The 16,885-nt window shown below is 47.8% G+C and carries 18 protein-coding genes; 10 read left to right on the top strand and 8 right to left on the bottom strand.

Features of this window, described 5'->3' with window-relative positions; translation table 11 throughout:
* Positions 1 to 110: 110 nt before the first annotated feature.
* The 8 genes from B5D50_RS01235 to B5D50_RS01200 all read left to right on the top strand — a co-directional run bounded on the left by B5D50_RS01235 (position 111) and on the right by B5D50_RS01200 (position 8,889).
* Positions 111 to 1,097, top strand: a complete 987-nt coding sequence (locus B5D50_RS01235; protein WP_078920755.1) for a Bug family tripartite tricarboxylate transporter substrate binding protein — start codon at positions 111 to 113, stop codon at positions 1,095 to 1,097.
* A gap of 19 nt (positions 1,098 to 1,116) precedes the next feature.
* Complete coding sequence (locus B5D50_RS01230) at positions 1,117 to 1,557, top strand: tripartite tricarboxylate transporter TctB family protein (protein ID WP_078920754.1); 441 nt, start codon at positions 1,117 to 1,119, stop codon at positions 1,555 to 1,557.
* A gap of 11 nt (positions 1,558 to 1,568) precedes the next feature.
* Positions 1,569 to 3,080, top strand: coding sequence for a tripartite tricarboxylate transporter permease (locus B5D50_RS01225; RefSeq protein WP_078920753.1), 1,512 nt, complete (start codon positions 1,569 to 1,571; stop codon positions 3,078 to 3,080).
* A 262-nt stretch (positions 3,081 to 3,342) separates the two neighbouring features.
* A complete protein-coding gene (locus B5D50_RS01220; RefSeq protein ID WP_078920752.1) occupies positions 3,343 to 4,950 on the top strand; it encodes a carboxyl transferase domain-containing protein in 1,608 nt (535 codons plus the stop codon).
* A 10-nt stretch (positions 4,951 to 4,960) separates the two neighbouring features.
* Complete coding sequence (locus tag B5D50_RS01215; protein ID WP_078920751.1) at positions 4,961 to 6,961, top strand: acetyl/propionyl/methylcrotonyl-CoA carboxylase subunit alpha; 2,001 nt, start codon at positions 4,961 to 4,963, stop codon at positions 6,959 to 6,961.
* Entirely contained in the window at positions 6,948 to 7,844 is an 897-nt protein-coding gene (locus B5D50_RS01210) for a hydroxymethylglutaryl-CoA lyase (RefSeq protein WP_078920750.1), read from the top strand. Before B5D50_RS01215 ends, B5D50_RS01210 begins: the two co-directional genes overlap by 14 nt.
* Before the next feature lie 45 nt (positions 7,845 to 7,889).
* On the top strand, positions 7,890 to 8,483 hold the full coding sequence (locus B5D50_RS01205) for a DUF2889 domain-containing protein (RefSeq protein WP_078920749.1): 594 nt from the start codon (positions 7,890 to 7,892) through the stop codon (positions 8,481 to 8,483).
* On the top strand, positions 8,467 to 8,889 hold the full coding sequence (locus B5D50_RS01200; protein ID WP_078920748.1) for a PaaI family thioesterase: 423 nt from the start codon (positions 8,467 to 8,469) through the stop codon (positions 8,887 to 8,889). Before B5D50_RS01205 ends, B5D50_RS01200 begins: the two co-directional genes overlap by 17 nt.
* An 86-nt stretch (positions 8,890 to 8,975) precedes the next feature.
* On the opposite strand, the gene B5D50_RS01195 is transcribed toward B5D50_RS01200, so the two are convergent.
* Positions 8,976 to 9,281 carry a hypothetical protein gene (locus B5D50_RS01195; protein WP_078920747.1) on the bottom strand — a complete coding sequence of 102 codons (306 nt, stop codon included), beginning with the start codon at positions 9,279 to 9,281 and terminating at the stop codon, positions 8,976 to 8,978.
* 324 nt (positions 9,282 to 9,605) lie between these two features.
* On the opposite strand from B5D50_RS01195, the gene B5D50_RS01190 reads away from it, so the two are divergent.
* On the top strand, positions 9,606 to 9,797 hold the full coding sequence (locus B5D50_RS01190) for a hypothetical protein (RefSeq protein WP_078920746.1): 192 nt from the start codon (positions 9,606 to 9,608) through the stop codon (positions 9,795 to 9,797).
* Between the two features lie 70 nt (positions 9,798 to 9,867).
* Here B5D50_RS01190 and B5D50_RS01185 read toward each other — a convergent pair whose 3' ends face one another.
* Both B5D50_RS01185 and ilvA read right to left on the bottom strand, forming a co-directional pair.
* On the bottom strand, positions 9,868 to 10,470 hold the full coding sequence (locus B5D50_RS01185; RefSeq protein ID WP_078920745.1) for a YbaY family lipoprotein: 603 nt from the start codon (positions 10,468 to 10,470) through the stop codon (positions 9,868 to 9,870).
* Between the two features lie 111 nt (positions 10,471 to 10,581).
* Positions 10,582 to 12,105 carry a threonine ammonia-lyase, biosynthetic gene (gene ilvA, locus B5D50_RS01180; RefSeq protein WP_078920744.1) on the bottom strand — a complete coding sequence of 508 codons (1,524 nt, stop codon included), beginning with the start codon at positions 12,103 to 12,105 and terminating at the stop codon, positions 10,582 to 10,584.
* Positions 12,106 to 12,184: 79 nt separating this feature from the next.
* Between ilvA and rpiA the strand changes: the two genes are divergently transcribed.
* Positions 12,185 to 12,844, top strand: a complete 660-nt coding sequence (gene rpiA, locus B5D50_RS01175) for a ribose-5-phosphate isomerase RpiA (protein ID WP_078920743.1) — start codon at positions 12,185 to 12,187, stop codon at positions 12,842 to 12,844.
* Here the strand turns inward: rpiA and B5D50_RS01170 are convergent.
* The 5 genes from B5D50_RS01170 to arsC all read right to left on the bottom strand — a co-directional run bounded on the left by B5D50_RS01170 (position 12,841) and on the right by arsC (position 16,687).
* Positions 12,841 to 13,272 (bottom strand): hypothetical protein, encoded by a 432-nt coding sequence (locus tag B5D50_RS01170; protein WP_078920742.1) that lies wholly within the window; start codon positions 13,270 to 13,272, stop codon positions 12,841 to 12,843. The genes rpiA and B5D50_RS01170 overlap by 4 nt on opposite strands.
* The gene (locus B5D50_RS01165) at positions 13,269 to 15,308 is read right to left on the bottom strand and encodes a reprolysin-like metallopeptidase (protein WP_078920741.1); all 2,040 of its coding nucleotides are present in this window, start codon (positions 15,306 to 15,308) and stop codon (positions 13,269 to 13,271) included. Before B5D50_RS01165 ends, B5D50_RS01170 begins: the two co-directional genes overlap by 4 nt.
* A gap of 64 nt (positions 15,309 to 15,372) precedes the next feature.
* A complete protein-coding gene (locus B5D50_RS01160; protein ID WP_078920740.1) occupies positions 15,373 to 15,744 on the bottom strand; it encodes a DUF2069 domain-containing protein in 372 nt (123 codons plus the stop codon).
* Positions 15,741 to 16,337, bottom strand: coding sequence for an NAD(P)H:quinone oxidoreductase (gene wrbA, locus B5D50_RS01155; RefSeq protein ID WP_078920739.1), 597 nt, complete (start codon positions 16,335 to 16,337; stop codon positions 15,741 to 15,743). Before wrbA ends, B5D50_RS01160 begins: the two co-directional genes overlap by 4 nt.
* Positions 16,334 to 16,687: an arsenate reductase (glutaredoxin) gene (arsC, locus tag B5D50_RS01150; RefSeq protein WP_078920738.1), complete on the bottom strand. Its 354-nt coding sequence runs from the start codon at positions 16,685 to 16,687 to the stop codon at positions 16,334 to 16,336. Before arsC ends, wrbA begins: the two co-directional genes overlap by 4 nt.
* Positions 16,688 to 16,885 lie beyond the last annotated feature (198 nt).

Below are 16,885 nucleotides of genomic sequence, written 5' to 3'. Positions count from 1 at the left end.
AGCTTGAGCAAACCCTAGCTTGGCAAGCAAGGGGTATGACAGCTCCATGACAGTTTTAGGTTTTACACTAAATGCGTTTAGTTGAACAAGCTATGTTTTGGAGGAGAAACATGAAACCATTATTTTTGGCAGCCACTCTAGCAGCTGCGCTTTTTACCCTACCGACTTTAAGTGTTGCGGCTACCCCAGAAAAACCTGAGTGTGTGGCACCGGCTAAGCCCGGGGGTGGCTTTGATTTAACTTGCCGGATTATTCAAACCGGTATGTTGGAGGCCAAAACCCTAGAAGCACCGATGCAAGTTACTTTTATGCCCGGTGGGATTGGGGCAGTGGCCTATAATTTATTCAACACCACTCGCACGGATGATCCTAATGCAGTGGTCGCCTTCTCTAGTGGTTCACTCTTAAATATTGCCACCGGCAAGTACGGCGAGTGGACGGAAAAAGATGCGCGTTGGATTGCCACAGCGGGTACGGATTATGGTGCAGTAATCGTTAAAGCTGATAGCCCATATAAAGATTTGAAAGGTTTGATGGATGCTTTAAAAGCTGATCCAAGCAGTGTGATCGTCGGGGCGGGTGGTTCGGTAGGCTCTCAAGATTGGATGAAAGCGGCTTTATTGATTAAGGCCGTGGATGCCGATCCTAAGAAAATGCGTTATGTGGCCTTCGATGGTGGTGGCGAGTCGATTGCTGCTTTATTAGGTGGCAATATCGGGGTATATACGGGCGATCTTGCAGAAATGGCGGCACATTTAGAAGCGGGTACCATGAGGGTATTAGCCGTGATGCATAGTGATCGTTTACCTGCACCCTTTGATAAAATTCCGACGGCCAAAGAGCAAGGCTATGATGTGCAATGGGCGATCATCCGTGGTTATTACATGGGTAAAAAAGCTTCTGACGAAGCTTATAATGCTTGGGTAGAACTGTTTAAGAAAAGCTTTGAAAGTGATGCCTTTAATAAAGTGGTTAAAGATAAGGGCTTATTTGAGCTGAAATTAACAGGTAAAGAAATGGAAGATTATGTCATGCAAGATGTGGCTAAACTCCGCACCTTAGCCACTGATATGGGCTTAATCGAAGTTAAAAAATAGTCTTAGAGAGTTAATCAAAATGGCAGACAGAATTTTCGCTGCCATTACTCTCCTAGTAGTAATGGCTTATGGGTGGGCTGCTTTTATGCTTATTAAAGCACCTTTCCAATATGACCCTTTAGGTCCTGAGTCTTGGCCGCGTATTCTGTCCGTTGTTGCGGGTTTATGCTGCCTTTGGATTATCTTTAAACCGACAGTTCACGAGTTTGATATTACGAAAAACTCCTTAGTACGTATTGCTCTGATGGTTGGTTTATTGATTGGCTATGCTTACTTGTTTGAGCATATGGGGTTCATTATTGCTACCGCTTTATATTGTGGTGCGTCCGTTAAGTTGCTAGGCGGAAATGTCAAACAAGCGGTTATTTTTGGTGTGGTGACTAGTGTTATCGGCTATTTAGTCAGCGCTAAATTGCTCGAGTTGAATGTACCTGCGGGTGTCTTTAAAAACTTGATCTAAGAGGATGACTCATGGATGTTATTTTATCCGGCTTAGGTCAAGGCTTTGCCGTGGCTTTGCAGCCGTTCAACTTATTTTTAGTATTAGCTGGGTGCTTTTTGGGAACCTTAATTGGTGCACTACCGGGGATTGGTCCGATTAATGGCGTTGCCATTTTATTACCGATTGCCTACAGCTTAGGTTTTCCACCAGAATCGGCTTTGATTTTATTAGCGGGTATTTATTACGGTGCTGAATATGGTGGGCGGATTTCATCCATCTTATTGAATGTACCGGGGGATGCGGGCGCGGTCATGACTACCTTGGATGGTAGCCCGATGGCTAAGCGCGGGGAAGCCGGACGAGCTTTATCTTTATCTGGGGTTGCCTCTTTTGTGGGTGGCTCGATTTCTATCATCCTCATGACTTTATTCGCGCCGATGCTCGCCGCGTTTGCAGTTAAGTTTAGCCCAGCTGATTATGTCGCTTTGATGGTGTTTGCTTTCTTATCCTTAGCGGCTTTAGTGGGTAAGAGTGCAGTTAAAACTTTATTAGCTGCTGTGATCGGGCTAATGATTGCCTCCATTGGTGTCGATGCTAATACTGGGGTAATGCGCTTTACCTTAGGTAGCCCAGACCTGATGGCAGGGATTGATTTCCTAGTGATTGTAATTGGCTTATTTGGGATGGCAGAGTTGCTGCATTTGGTGGAGTCTTATGCGCGTGGCACGCTCAAAACCTTACCCGTGGATAAAACCTTTGTATCATGGGCAGATTTGTTTGCGGTCAAATGGGTGATGCTGCGTAGCTCCTTGTTAGGTTTTATTGTGGGGGTTTTGCCGGGTACAGGTGCTTCAGTGGCTTCGGCAGTATCCTATGGAACAGAAAAACGCTTAGCCGGTGAGTCGGGCAAGAGCTTTGGCACGGGAGATATTCGCGGCTTGGCTGCACCGGAGTCTGCCAATAATGCTTCAGCGGGTGGCGCTATGGTGCCTATGTTAACCTTGGGTATACCAGGTTCTGGTACGACCGCGATTCTGTTAGGTGCTTTGCTGTTATTTAATATCACTCCAGGTCCGTTATTATTCGAGCAAAAGCCTGAAATTGCGTGGGGCTTAATTGCTTCGATGTATATTGGCAATATCGCTTTATTAATCATTAACTTGCCTTTAGTAGGTCTGTTTGCTCGCCTTTTGACCATTCCACAGCAATACCTGACACCCTTGATTACGGTCTTAGCTTTCATTGGGGTGTATTCGGTGGTGGGCAATCCGTTTGATTTGTATATGGTGATCGGCTTAGGTGTTTTAGGTTGGATCTTACGTAAATTAGAGTTTTCGCTAGCACCGGTGATTTTGGGCGTGGTTTTAGGTAATTTATTTGAAGATAATTTACGCCGTGCACTGTCTATGTCGGGTGGTGACTGGTCTATTTTATTCCAGTCAGTTAATAGTTGGGCTTTGTATGGCCTAGCTTTTGCCGTGGTGGCCTTGCCTTTAGTCATGCGTTATTTCAAGCGCAAGCGTCAAGCGAGTGCTGTTTAAGTCTAAAAAAGTACAGACAGTTAGCAGGTCTGGCTAGTTCTACAAGCTATTCTCATCTAAGCCTTGCTTAGGTGGGAGTAGTTTGGGACTAGTTTTCAAGTATTGTGTCCCGTGTACTAACCCGCCCTTATGCCTAGTCGTCAATAATTTTTATACAATAAATTTTTAATTCTTTTGGCTGAAATAAGCGCTTGTTGATTGACGTTAACGTAAACGTCAATTATTATTTTCTTCACTCATCTACTCAGGCTAGCACCACATTATGAGCCAGTTACCGACCCAAATTAATTCCCGCGCCGAAGACTTCCGCGTTAATGCAGCCGCGATGCAAACCCAAGTCGACGATCTCCGCGCCAAAGTAGCCGAAATCAGTTTAGGAGGCGGCGAAAAAGCCCGCTTAAAGCATTTAGAGCGCGGCAAGCTGCTACCGCGTGAACGGATTCGAGTGCTACTAGATCAAGGTTCACCCTTTTTAGAAATCGCCCAATTCGCCGCTTACGGTATGTATAACAATGAAGTACCTGCCGCTGGGGTGATTGTCGGTATTGGGCGGGTCAGTGGGCAGGAGTGTATGATCGTCGCCAATGATGCAACGGTCAAAGGGGGGACTTATTTCCCACTCACCGTGAAAAAACATCTCCGTGCGCAAGCGATTGCTTTAGAAAATCATCTGCCTTGTATTTATTTAGTCGATTCAGGTGGCGCATTTCTGCCCTTGCAGGATGAGGTCTTCCCTGATCGGGAGCATTTCGGGCGGATTTTCTATAATCAAGCCACGATGTCCGCTCTGGGAATTCCACAGATTGCCGTGGTAATGGGGTCATGTACCGCAGGGGGGGCTTATGTGCCAGCTATGTGTGATCAAAGCATTATTGTCAAAGAACAAGGCACGATCTTTTTGGGTGGGCCACCTTTGGTACGTGCGGCAACGGGTGAAGTCGTGAGTGCCGAGGAGTTAGGTGGGGCAGATACCCACTCGCGAATTTCCGGTGTCACGGATCATTATGCTTTAAATGACACGCATGCCTTGAGCATGGCACGAGACATTGTGGCTGATCTGAATCGCACTAAACCTCGATCAGTCCAAGTGCGACTGCCTGCTGATCCGCTGTATCCCGCCCATGAGTTATACGGCATTATCCCGCAAGATGCGCGTAAGCCGTTTGATATTCGTGAAGTCATCGCACGGATTGTCGATGGCAGTGAGTTCGATGAATTTAAAAAGCTCTATGGCACGAGTTTAGTGTGTGGTTTTGCGCATCTGCATGGCTATCCCATCGGGATTGTAGCGAATAATGGCATACTCTTTTCTGAGTCGGCAGTTAAAGGGGCGCATTTTGTTGAGCTATGTGCCAAACGCAAGATTCCCTTGGTGTTTTTGCAAAATATCACCGGCTTTATGGTCGGTAAAAAGGCCGAGCATGGTGGAATTGCTAAAGATGGTGCGAAAATGGTGACAGCGGTCGCTTGTGCTAAAGTACCGAAATTTACCGTGATTATTGGTGGTAGCTTCGGGGCAGGTAATTATGCGATGTGCGGACGAGCTTATGGTGGGCGCTTCTTGTGGATGTGGCCGAATGCACGCATTTCGGTTATGGGTGGTGAGCAAGCCTCTAAAGTGTTGAGCCAAGTACGTAGTGATGCTTTAGACGCGCAAGGTAAAAGCTGGAGTGCTGAGGAGCAGGCCGAATTCGAGCGCCCCGTGCGCGAGCAATACGAAACGCAAGGCCACCCCTATTATGCCAGTGCACGCCTGTGGGACGATGGAATTATTGACCCCAAAGACACGCGCAAAGTGCTGGCTCTTGGCTTAGCGTCTGCGCTGAATGCACCGATTGAAGAGACTCATTTTGGCATCTTCAGGATGTAAGGAGAAAACCATGTTTACCAAAATTCTGATTGCCAATCGTGGCGAAATTGCTTGCCGAGTCGCACGGACTGCGCGGCGCTTGGGGATCAAAACGGTTGCAGTCTACTCGACGGCTGATGCCCAAGCGCAACATGTTAAAGTTTGCGATGAGGCCTATTGGATTGGTGAAGCTCCCGCAGCGGATAGCTATTTGCGTGGTGAGAAAATTTTAGCAATCGCTAAATTATCAGGTGCACAAGCGATTCATCCGGGCTATGGTTTCTTATCTGAGAATGCGGGGTTTGCCGAAGCCTGTGAGCAAGCGGGGGTCGTCTTCATTGGCCCACCCACGCAAGCGATGCTGGCGATGGGCTTAAAAAGTGAATCCAAGCGCTTAATGACTGAAGCGAAGGTTCCACTTGTACCCGGCTATCACGGTGCAGATCAGTCGGTTGAATTACTCCGTGAACAATCGCAAGCAATTGGCTATCCGCAACTGATTAAAGCCAGTGCAGGTGGTGGTGGTAAGGGTATGCGGGTGGTGAAAAACTTTGCCGAGTTTGATGCCGCCTTAGCTTCGGCTAAGCGTGAGGCTTTGGCTTCATTTGGTAATGATAGCGTATTGATTGAGCGCTATTTACAACAGCCCCGCCATGTAGAGCTGCAGGTATTTGCCGATACCTTGGGTAATGTGGTGCATGTATTTGAGCGTGATTGCTCGATTCAGCGTCGCCATCAAAAAGTACTTGAAGAGGCCCCCGCTCCGGGTATGACTCCTGAATTACGGCAGGCAATGGGGCAGGCGGCGATTAATGCCGCGCAAGCGATTGGCTATGTGGGCGCGGGCACCGTGGAATTTCTGCTCGATCAAAGCGGTGAGTTTTTCTTTATGGAAATGAATACCCGCTTGCAGGTTGAGCACCCGGTATCGGAAATGATTTCGGGGCTGGATTTGGTTGAGTGGCAATTGCGCGTGGCAAATGGCGAGCCACTGCCGCTTACCCAAGAGCAGCTTGAAATCAAGGGACATGCGTTTGAGGTTCGTGTCTATGCGGAAATGCCGGAGCGTGATTTCCTGCCCGCCACTGGCCGCTTAACCTATCTGCATGCTCCCACTGAAACCGACTATGTACGGATTGATACGGGCGTGCGGCAAGGCGATGAAGTTAGCATGTTTTATGATCCGATGATTGCTAAATTAATCGTTTGGGGTGCGGATCGTCATCAAGCGCTAAAGCGGTTACAAGCTGCTTTAGGTGATTATTATATTAGTGGAGTGAAAACGAATTTAGCGTTTTTATCTACCCTCGTGAGCTTGCCAGATTTTGCGGCTGCTCATTTGGATACTGGCTTTATTGAGCAGCATTTAGAGGCGTTATTCCCGCCAGCAAGTTCTCCACCGAATGAAGTCTTGGCGGCTGCGTGTTTGGCTGAATTAGTCACTCGCCAAGAACGATTGACGCAAACCCAAGCCCAAAGTATCGACCCCTATTCACCGTGGGCGATCGCGGATGCATGGCGGATGAATCAGGAGGGAGTCGATCATTTTGAGTTTCAATTAGGCGAAGTGCTCTATCCGATTCAAGGCTATTATCGTGCGGATGCTTATTACCTGCAAACGCCAGAAGCTGAGCAGCGTTTAAGTGGTGAGCGTTTGACTGAGCATGAATGGTTGGTGAGTTTGGGGAAAAAAACCTTCCGTGCTACCGTGTTGGCGAATCGCACGGTACTTTGGGAGGGTAAGGCTTGGGAATTGCGTTTGCATGATCCAGTGCATGAAGTTGATGAGCAGGGCGTGCAGGGGGGTAATTTAACCGCACCGATGCCGGGCGCGGTGATTGCTGTACACGTCAAGCTCGGTGATCAGGTCGCAGCCGGTGAAGCTTTAATGATTGTAGTGGCCATGAAAATGGAACATACGATTACGGCACCTCATGCAGGTCAGGTCAAGGAAATCTATTTCCAAGTCGGTGATCAAGTCAAAGAAGGTGAGGTTTTACTCAGCTTGGAGTCCAGTCATGAGTCTGCCTAAACGGGTGAAAATCGTCGAAGTAGGGCCACGCGATGGCCTGCAAAATGAGCCAATACCCCTCAGTTTAGAAACTAAAATTGCTTTAGTCGAAAAGCTGGTTGATGCGGGTTTATCGGTGGTCGAGGTCGGCAGCTTTGTCTCGCCCAAATGGGTGCCACAAATGGCGGGTAGTGCCGAGGTTTATGCAGGTATTCAACTGCGAGCTGGGGTGAGTTATCCGATGCTGGTGCCTAATCTCAAAGGCATGGAGAGTGCACTGGCCGCAGGTGTACAAGAGATTGCTATTTTTGCGGCAGCCTCAGAAACTTTTTCGCAGAAAAACACCCATTGCAGTATTGCCGAAAGCTTTGAACGTTTCGCCGCAGTGATGCAGCAAGCACAGGCTCATCAAATCAAAGTGCGGGGTTATGTGTCCTGTGTGCTAGGTTGTCCGTATGAGGGGGAGATCGCTGTTGAGCAAGTGGCAGCAGTAGCAGGTCAACTCTATGATTTAGGCTGCTATGAAGTATCCTTAGGCGATACTGTTGGTGTAGGTACACCTTTAAAAGCCCAAGCGATGATTACAGCGGTGGCTAAGCGGATTCCAATTGAGCAGTTAGCGGCACATTTCCATGATACCTATGGGCAGGGGCTAGCGAATCTTTTCGCTGTGCTGCAATTAGGTGTGGCAACGATGGATAGCTCAGTGTCTGGTCTTGGTGGTTGCCCGTATGCAAAGGGTGCTAGTGGCAATGTTGCCACGGAGGATCTGCTGTATATGCTTAATGGCTTAGGTATTGAAACAGGCGTGGATATGGCTAAGCTGTTGGCGGCCAGCCGCTTTATTTCGGCAAGCTTAGGGCGTTCGCCAGCTTCTAAGCTAGGCAAAATTTTAGCGCCTTAGGTGTTAGCCCTAGGGTGTTGAGTAGGTTCTAGAAGGTGAAAGAATATGCCCTTACCGAATCCGGTTAAACGCAGTCAATTACATCATCGTAGTATCCAATGTGAAGGGTTTAAGCGCGAGGATGGTTTATGGGATATTGAGGCGCATTTAACCGATCAGCGCACTTATGATTGCAGTTATGATCCTGAGCATCGGGGTGGTCTGATTCAGGCTGGTGAAAACGTACACAATATGCAGGTACGCTTGACCTTGGATTTGGATTTTATTATTCATGAGGCCGTGGCAGTCTCAGATGAAACGCCCTTCCCGATTTGCTTTCAGGCTGCACAGGTGATGCCACGCTTGATCGGACTGCGTATGGGTAAAGGCTGGCTGAAAGCAGTACGCGAGCGGATTAGCACGCAAGTATCTTGTACTCATCTGATTGATTTACTCACGCCGATTGCGAATACCGCCTATCAAACTATGCACTCCGCTTTAGAAGAGCGTGCGGAGCAGCGCAAGCTTGCAGATAAAAACTTTACCCGCAACAAGCTAGGGATTTTAGATACTTGTATTGCTTTAGCGAGCGACGGTGAGGTGGTGAAGCGCCAGTGGCCGGAGTTTTATACAGGGGCTAAGCATGAAGGACAGATTTGATCTTGATTACTATAACAGCTTAGCGGCTGGCACACTCACCGGGCATTTAGGGATTATCTTTACGCGCTTGCAAGAGGGTGAGGTGATTGCAGAGATGGATGCAGCCCCGCATTTGCTCGCGCCCAATGGCTTTCTGCATGCAGGCAGTTTAGTTACGCTAGCGGATTATGCAGCGGGTTTAGGTTGTATAGCGCATTTGCCTGAAGGTGCGCTTGGCTTCACCACGATGGAGCTGAAAACCAACCATTTAAGCACGACTCGTTCTGGGATGGTGGAGTGTATCGCTAAACCCACCCATCGCGGGCGTACTACCCAAGTTTGGGATGCCGTGATCACGCAGAAAGAAACGGGTAAGACGATGGTATTATTCCGTTGTACGCAGATGATTCTTTATCCTAAAAGTTAGTAGGATTGGCTGGCTAGTGTGGTACTGAAAATAAACCCATTTGAAGGCATGGCATGCAATGATTCCAATGTGGATTAATAAGTGCTTTATCCAAAACGATAAATCATTGCAGTGACATTGTGCAGTGCATGGTGCACAACACGATCACGAAAAGGCGCAGCGGAGATGAGGCGTTTTTTAGGGTCACGGATATAAAAAGATTGATAAGCGCTAGGCTGCCAGGTTTGGGTGCTAAGTTCAGCTTGTAATTGCAGCAGCTCTTCGGCTAAATGCAGCTCAAAATGAGCCACGGAAGGATTGCCACGTTTGCCTTTGGCAGCTCGTTGCCAAGCAAGATAAAGATTGCCGAAGTCGATCAACTGTGGATATAAATTGTCGAAAACTTTAGGCATCTATCCGCTCTAAAAAAATTCGTGCCGCTACGCGGCAGGGGGGAACTTAATTGCAGCCGTGGTCAGCAATCAGGATAACAGAAAGTAGTATTCAGAAAACAGAATTCAGCAATCAGCAACTAGGGAGAAGGCACAAACTCGAAACCCCAGGCCGTAGGCCCGATCAGAAGGATGATTCCTGTTACGAACCGCACAACGCAGATTATCAGTGGTATTGTTCCAAGAACCACCGCACCTTGCTCTAACCCTGTGGCTTAATTTGACCGATGTCCGCTAGACGTGCAAGCTTATTCAGCAAATAAACTCACTACCTGAAAGATAAACATGAAAGATCTAATTGCTGTGGCGGGTGTCCTGCTGCTACTTCTGGGTGTCTCTGCTTTAGTGATAGGCGCAGCACGGTATTTTTTTCCGAGCTTAGAGCAATACTTCCCTGAGAGTTTTAAAAAGCCCTTATCTTTTCAATACGGGTCGTATTATTTTTTGGCGGGCTTGTTATGTTTATTATGGCTATAAAAATCAGTACTGGCTGAGTTAGGTCAATCGGGAGAGCTAGGATAAGCCCGCTCTCCACAGATATTGGGAGTTATCTGACTTGAATCACTGGCAGGGTAATGGCTCCACCGCTAAAAGCAGGGGTGAAGGTATCACTGATAAATAGCAATTTGCCTTGCTTTTCAATCCGTACTCGTACTGCATAATTGATCGGCTGTTGCAGCAGAGCAGGGTTAATCATGCGGGTTTGGTAGGGAATAGTGAATTGAATCGGAAAGGTCTTCGCGCCGCGAATCACTTGCTTACCTAAGATTTGAGCAGGCGCATCGGCCATACTGTTGTTTTGCAGGGTGACTGTAGTGATAGTGCCTGAAGGTAGACTGATATTGTTTGCGAAGACAACCGTACCAGCAATTTTGGCCTGTTTGACTATCCCGGGTTTATTCGGGCAAGCCCCCTGATAATAGCCACTGATCCCCGGAGTGCTGCAAGCAAGGATTGAGTTTGGATAGGTTTGAGTAGCGCCATTACTCATTTCGCCACAGACAAGGTTCATAGTCGTGGGGGCTGTGGCCACACAAGGCGTGGGCGGATTGATGACAGGTGGTGAGTTGGCGGTACTTTGGGCGCTAACCAACAATGCACCAAGCAGTAAGCTCGCTTGGTAGCTTGCTTTGTAGTTTAAGGTATACATTATTCAATCTCCTTGTTTTTGATTTATTGGGTTGACTGCTTGCCTTATCTAGTAGCATGAGGTCTAGGCAGCTGAGGTCGGGCTAAGTGTAAGGTACGGTACTGTCTAGGTTCAACCCAAAAAGCGCTGATAAGCCGGATTATCTGTCTCATCCCAATATTCATAGCCGAGTTTGTCGAGGAATTGATTAAAGGCTTCACGTTCCTCCAGAGGCACTTGCATGCCTACAAGTACTCGCCCGAAGTCTGAGCCATGATTGCGATAATGAAATAAACTAATATTCCAGCCAGCACTCATACTCGTCAAGAAATGCAATAAAGCACCGGGGCGTTCGGGGAACATAAAACGATAAATCATTTCATTTTCCACCCCTTGCCCATGCCCACCCACCATATAGCGCAAATGGACTTTGGCGACTTCATTATCAGTCATATCCACGAACGAATAATTGAGTGCGCGCAATTCTGCTAACAGCTTTTCGCGTTCTATTTTGCCCCCTGCGGTTTTCACCCCTGCAAATACTTGTGCATCTTTAGCATCTGAGTAGCGATAGTTGAATTCAGTAATCGAACGATTGCCAACGGCGCGGCAGAATTGACGGAAACTACCGGGTTGCTCTGGGATCGTGACTGCTAATAAGACTTCACGACCCTCGCCTAATTCCGCACGCTCAGCGACATGGCGGAGGCGATCAAAGTTAATATTTGCCCCACTGGTGATAGCAATTAAATGTTTACCTTGCCAGCCCTGTTGCTCGACATATTTTTTAATCCCTGCGACTCCCAAAGCGCCAGCTGGCTCAAGTAGAGTGCGGGTTTCTTCAAACACATCCTTGATGGCAGCACAAGTTTCATCGGTATTGATGAGTATGACATCATCCACCACTTGACGAGCTAGCTCGAAGGTCTGTTCACCAATTAATTTAACGGCTGCACCATCAGCAAACGTACCCACTTGCGCTAATTGCACACGCTGACCCGCTTTCCAAGCCGCATGTAAAGTTGGGGCTTCCTCATGCTCAACACCAATAATTTTGGTATTCGGATAGAGATATTTCAAATAACTGCCGACCCCTGAAACTAAACCGCCACCGCCCACACAAATAAAAACGGCATCAATCGGATCGGGATGTTGACGAACTAATTCCATACCAATCGTGCCTTGGCCAGCAATCACATCCAAATCATCAAAGGGGTGCACGAAAATCATTCCCTCGACTTGCTCTAAATGGCGAGCATGTGCATACGCATCATCAAAAGAATTACCATGAATGACTGCTTCGCCGCCGAATGAGCGCACGGCATTAATTTTAATATCAGGGGTGACTTTGGGCATCACAATCGTGGTTTTAATGCCTAAGGTTTTCCCTGCTAAAGCCACCCCTTGTGCATGATTGCCTGCTGAAGCTGCCACGACACCTCGGGCGCGCTCTTCGGGGGTGAGATGAAACATCCGATTAAATGCACCCCGTAGTTTAAAGGAAAACACGGGTTGTAAATCTTCGCGCTTCAGGAAGATGTGATTAGCTAAACGCTGGCTTAGATTCTTGGCAAAATCTAGCGGAGTCTCTTTGGCTACGTCATAAACGCGGGCGGTCAGGATGCGTTCGATTAAGGATTTGTCAGCTCTATTCATGATGCTCTGTAGTCGCAACGGTTGCGGGTCAGGTAGTATAGGCCAAACTCCCAACGCAAGCATTAGGTGAACTAACACGATGACTCAAGATGAAATGAAAAAAGCGGCCGCAGAGGCTGCATTGGCTTATGTAGAGGCTGGCTCAATCATTGGGATTGGTACAGGTTCTACCGCGAATCATTTTATTGATTTATTAGCCGGGATGAAATCCAAGATTGAAGCGACTGTCGCTAGCTCCCTTGCGAGTGCAGAGCGCTTGCAAAAACATGGAATTCGGGTGCTGGATTTGAATGAAGCTGGGCAATTGGCTTTATATGTGGATGGTGCGGATGAATCGAATTATCAATTGCAGCTCATCAAAGGTGGTGGTGCGGCTTTGACCCGTGAAAAGATCGTCGCAGGGGCGAGTGATCAATTTGTGTGTATCGCCGATGGTAGTAAGCTCGTCGAGGTATTGGGGCAGTTCCCCTTGCCGATTGAAGTGATTCCGATGGCGAGGGAATTAGTCGCACGCGAAATTGTGAAATTAGGCGGTAAGCCCGTGGTACGTCCAAATTGCATTACCGATAATGGTAATCTCATTATTGATGTACAAGGCTTAGCTATCACCGATGCGAGCAGTTTAGAAAGCCAACTCAATCAGATTCCGGGTATCGTCACCAATGGCTTATTTGCTTTGCGCCCTGCCGATGTACTGATTTTGGGTACACCGACAGGTATTCAGACCCTTACTGCTTAATCGCAAGCGCTGATCATTACTTGATTCCACTGCGCCGAATACGCTAAAGCAACGCTTAAGTATTTGGCGTGGTGTTCACCGTATAAAGCATCCGTGACCCCATCTAGGCATTGGGTGGCGCAATGTTGGCTGGCCTTGGCATACACTTCAGCTGTTAACCCCGGTACAGAGCGACTGCGGCCTGCATTACACAGAAAATAGCGTTCTCCACGCGCTATCGCGGCTTGAGCCTCTTGTTGTGGATGTCTCGCTTGTAACTCACTGAGTTTTTTCACAAATTGTGCATCTTCAGTCGAGGTCGTTTGATGGGGAGGTGGCGTATTACCTGTACCAGAAACAGGATGACTGGGCATTTCTCGACAAGCGCCTAGGGTTAAACTTAAGCCAGTGACCGTGAAGACGGTGAATAGGTGTTTGCACAGTTTCATGCTGAGACTCCTTTAGAGCGGCTCACACCTTGACGGAACAAAGCGCCCAAGCCGACTAATAAAACAAGTTCGAGGGGGAAAGAACCCGTACCACCACTCGTCAATATCCCATCATCCGTGCCATTACCGGCTGAAGTCGGATTCACATCCGACAGTGCAAAGAAGATGTTATGGCTGCATTTGACGCGAATCGTATTTTTCGTGCCTAAACTACTGGGTAAGGTGACACTGGCTGTGCCGTCGTTGGGAGTATTGCTGAGCAATGTTTGGAAGTTTTCATTGCTGGTGGTGCTGGTCATATTCAGTGCAATATCAACCTGACTACAAGAAATGGGTGCTTGATCGGTTTTGGCGACATTCCAAGTGACATTCAACGTGCTGCCTGCGACTAAACTGGTATTTTTGGGTGCAGTGACCTCAAAAGCTGAGCCGGTATCTTGTATATTCACAACCATTTCATCTGCACCGATTCCGCCCTTACCATCACGGACTTGCAAGCGAAAATTCATAGCACGGGTTTGGTTAGATAGGGTTTCGCCATAAGTATGACTACTGGATAATAGGTCAGTGAGGCGTGGAATCGTGCGGCTTGGTGAGCTAGAGGGTAGTTGTGCGCGTACTAGGGCATTATCTCCAGTATCCACATCCAGTTTAGCACTAGAGCCTAAATCAATTTGCTCCCAAGAATAGCTAAGCAGATCACCCGTATTCGTATCGCTCGCACTGCCCGTTAAGATAAAGGGAGTCCGTGCTGGAATGGTATAATCTTGGCCTGCATTGACCACAGGATTTGCATTATTTAAGGGACTGCTGTCTGCACAGAGCGCTCCGGTACTAGTTTGGGTATAAGCGGTAATCTGATTGATCGAGCCTGAGTGAAACATCGGATCGCTATGTGTTTGGAGATTATCGGGTGAGCAAATGCCTGCATAGGACATAATTGTGCTGCCGCTACCGGGTTCATAGGCGGTTTTAGCGATACGATTATTTCCTGAGCAGCTGCCTGAGTTGGAGTTAAAGGTATGGGTAGCACCCAATTGATGGCCGACTTCATGGGCAACATAATCAATGGCAAAAATATCACCCGTTGGTGTATCCCAACCACTGACACCTTGGGCTTTATAGCTGTTTCTGCAAGCTGCCTCGACTACAGCGAGTCCGCCATCGCCGGTGGTAAACAAATGCCCTAGATCATAGTTTTCACTCCCGATCAGATTATCCAGGACCGTCTGATTTTCAGTGAGGAGGTTAGAACCGGAGCTGGGATAGGGGTCGGTGGCAGCATCGCTATATATCGTGGTGACCCCACTGACTAAGCGTAATTTAATACTCAAATCACGCTGATAAATGTCATTCATGCGATTGATCGTGGTGGTAATCGCACTCAAGGCCGTGGTTTTGCTACCGCCATGATACTGGGTGTATTCGCCTGTAGCAGCGATGGCAATATCATAGGTTTTTAAATCTTCTCCAGCACGGGCAGCAATAAGCGGTGTTGTCTCATCAGTGAGGGCTTCAGTTGTAGGATGGGAGGTATTGCACTGAAATCTATTGTTAAATAGTCCTGAATTGGCCTGTTTACTTAAGCTGCGATAGCTGCGTTGGGCGGCTTGAGTGGTTGCTGTGGTTGGATCAATAAATAAGGTATCGCCATTTTTCATCACCAACATCGCTGTGAAGCCTAAAGCGGTGAACTCTGCTCGCCCGTATCTAACTTGCCCATCTAAGCCTTGAATTTGCCAAGTATGCCAGTCTGGAAATTGAGCTGCGATCATTGGGCTTAAGGTTTCGACTGGAATTAGTTGTACTTTGGCAAAGCCACCCGTCGGTAAAGGTAGGCTTAACCGGGGTTCTAAACCCGCATGGATAAATAAGCTATGTAGACTCGCTTCGTTCAAGTTGAGAGTACGTTGTTGCAGCGGGGATTCACTCGTTTGGCGCGGTTGAATATCGGTCCATAATGTTTCATCAGCGTATAAATTCGGGGCAGCTAAGCTGATAAGAGTCAGGATGAGTTTGGATAAATGCGGATTCATTTTTATTATTCCTTGATGTAAAACCTGCGCTAATAAGCCCTCTGCGCAGTGAGTTTGAGTCGGGTTAGCCGTCTGTTTTAGGTTCGCGCCGCCCAGTTCCGGTCAGTTTGGCGCTCATAAAACCGCCAATATAGAGTAAGCTACTCGCCAATAGCATTAACCAACCATAGATTTCTTCTTGAGGAGAGAATAAGTACCCAACCCCTAAGGTGGCATAGAGGAGGGAAACTAAAATCGAAAACACATGACTGCGATTACTCCCACGAATAATCCCGCGTATCAAGGGCATTAAGGGGAGAAGTAAAATCAGGATTTCAAGCGAGCGTGGAAATTGCTGAGTCGTTGACAGCCAGCCATTCCAGAGGATGATTAAGGCAATCAAACCCAATAAACCAAGAATCGCCGACCCACGCCAAAACCAAAGCCAATTTTTCATAGTTTATGAGCCAACTCCGCTAAGCGTTTCCCCAACGCCCTACATAAACGTTGCTCTTCCGCGCTTAAAGTCGGTTTATTCTCACTCCCTGCGACATGACTCGGGCCATAAGGTGTGCCGCCAGTCTGGGTACTGATTAAATCGGCCTGAGTATAAGGCAAGCCTGTAATCAGCATCCCATGATGGAGTAGTGGAGTCATCATCGACAGTAAGGTCGATTCTTGCCCACCGTGTAGGCTTGAAGTGGAGGTAAACACCCCCGCAGGTTTACCCACTAATTCACCTGATAACCATAGGCTACTGGTTTTTTCTAAAAAGTATTTTAAGGGGGCTGCCATATTACCAAATCGCCCTGGGCTACCTAAAGCTAGGGCATCACAGGTTTTTAAATCCTCTAAGCAAGCATAAGGTGCACCGGTTTCTGGAATGCTAGCTGCGACGCTGGCACAGACCTCAGAAACAGGGGCGACCGTGCGGAGGCGGGCTTCAGTCTGCGCCACACTATCCACCCCCCGTGCTATCTGCTGTGCCATCGCTGCGATGGCACCATGACGACTGTAATAGAGAATTAAGACTTGCTTAGTTTGGCTCATATTAAATCCAATACTTTCTCCGGCGGGCGTCCAATCACTGCTTTGCCACCTACCACCACAATTGGCCGCTCGATTAATTTGGGATGCTTGACCATCGCTTGGATGAGTTGCTCATCACTGAGGCTGGTATCGGCCAAGTTCAACTCAGCATATTCCGCTTCCGTTTTACGTAATAAGCCGCGTGCGCTCATGCCGAGCATGCCTAATAGTTCACGTAGCTTATCAGCGCTCAAGGGTTTATTGAGATAGTTGATAATATCAGGGCTAACGCCTTCTTCTTCTAGCAGTGCTAAAGCCTGCTTAGATTTGGAACAGCGGGGGTTATGATAGATCGTGACGGTGTTATCCATGAGTAAATTCCTGTCAGTTCAGAGCTGCAATCTAGCCGGATGTGAGCGACTAGGCAAGTGATCTGCCACCCTCGATCCGTCATTTTGCCATTGTTTTATGAAAATTAGCGCGTTAGTCTTATAAGTTAGAATTATAATTACAGCAGCAGACTTAGTGTCTAATAATAATTATTCAATAGCAAGAGTAAGCAGTTCATG

Origin of the sequence: Thiothrix eikelboomii (genome assembly GCF_900167255.1) — a bacterium.
GTDB classification, from domain to species: domain Bacteria; phylum Pseudomonadota; class Gammaproteobacteria; order Thiotrichales; family Thiotrichaceae; genus Thiolinea; species Thiolinea eikelboomii.
The sequence above is the reverse complement of the archived record's forward strand: the minus strand, read 5'-3'. Positions and strand labels throughout refer to the sequence as shown.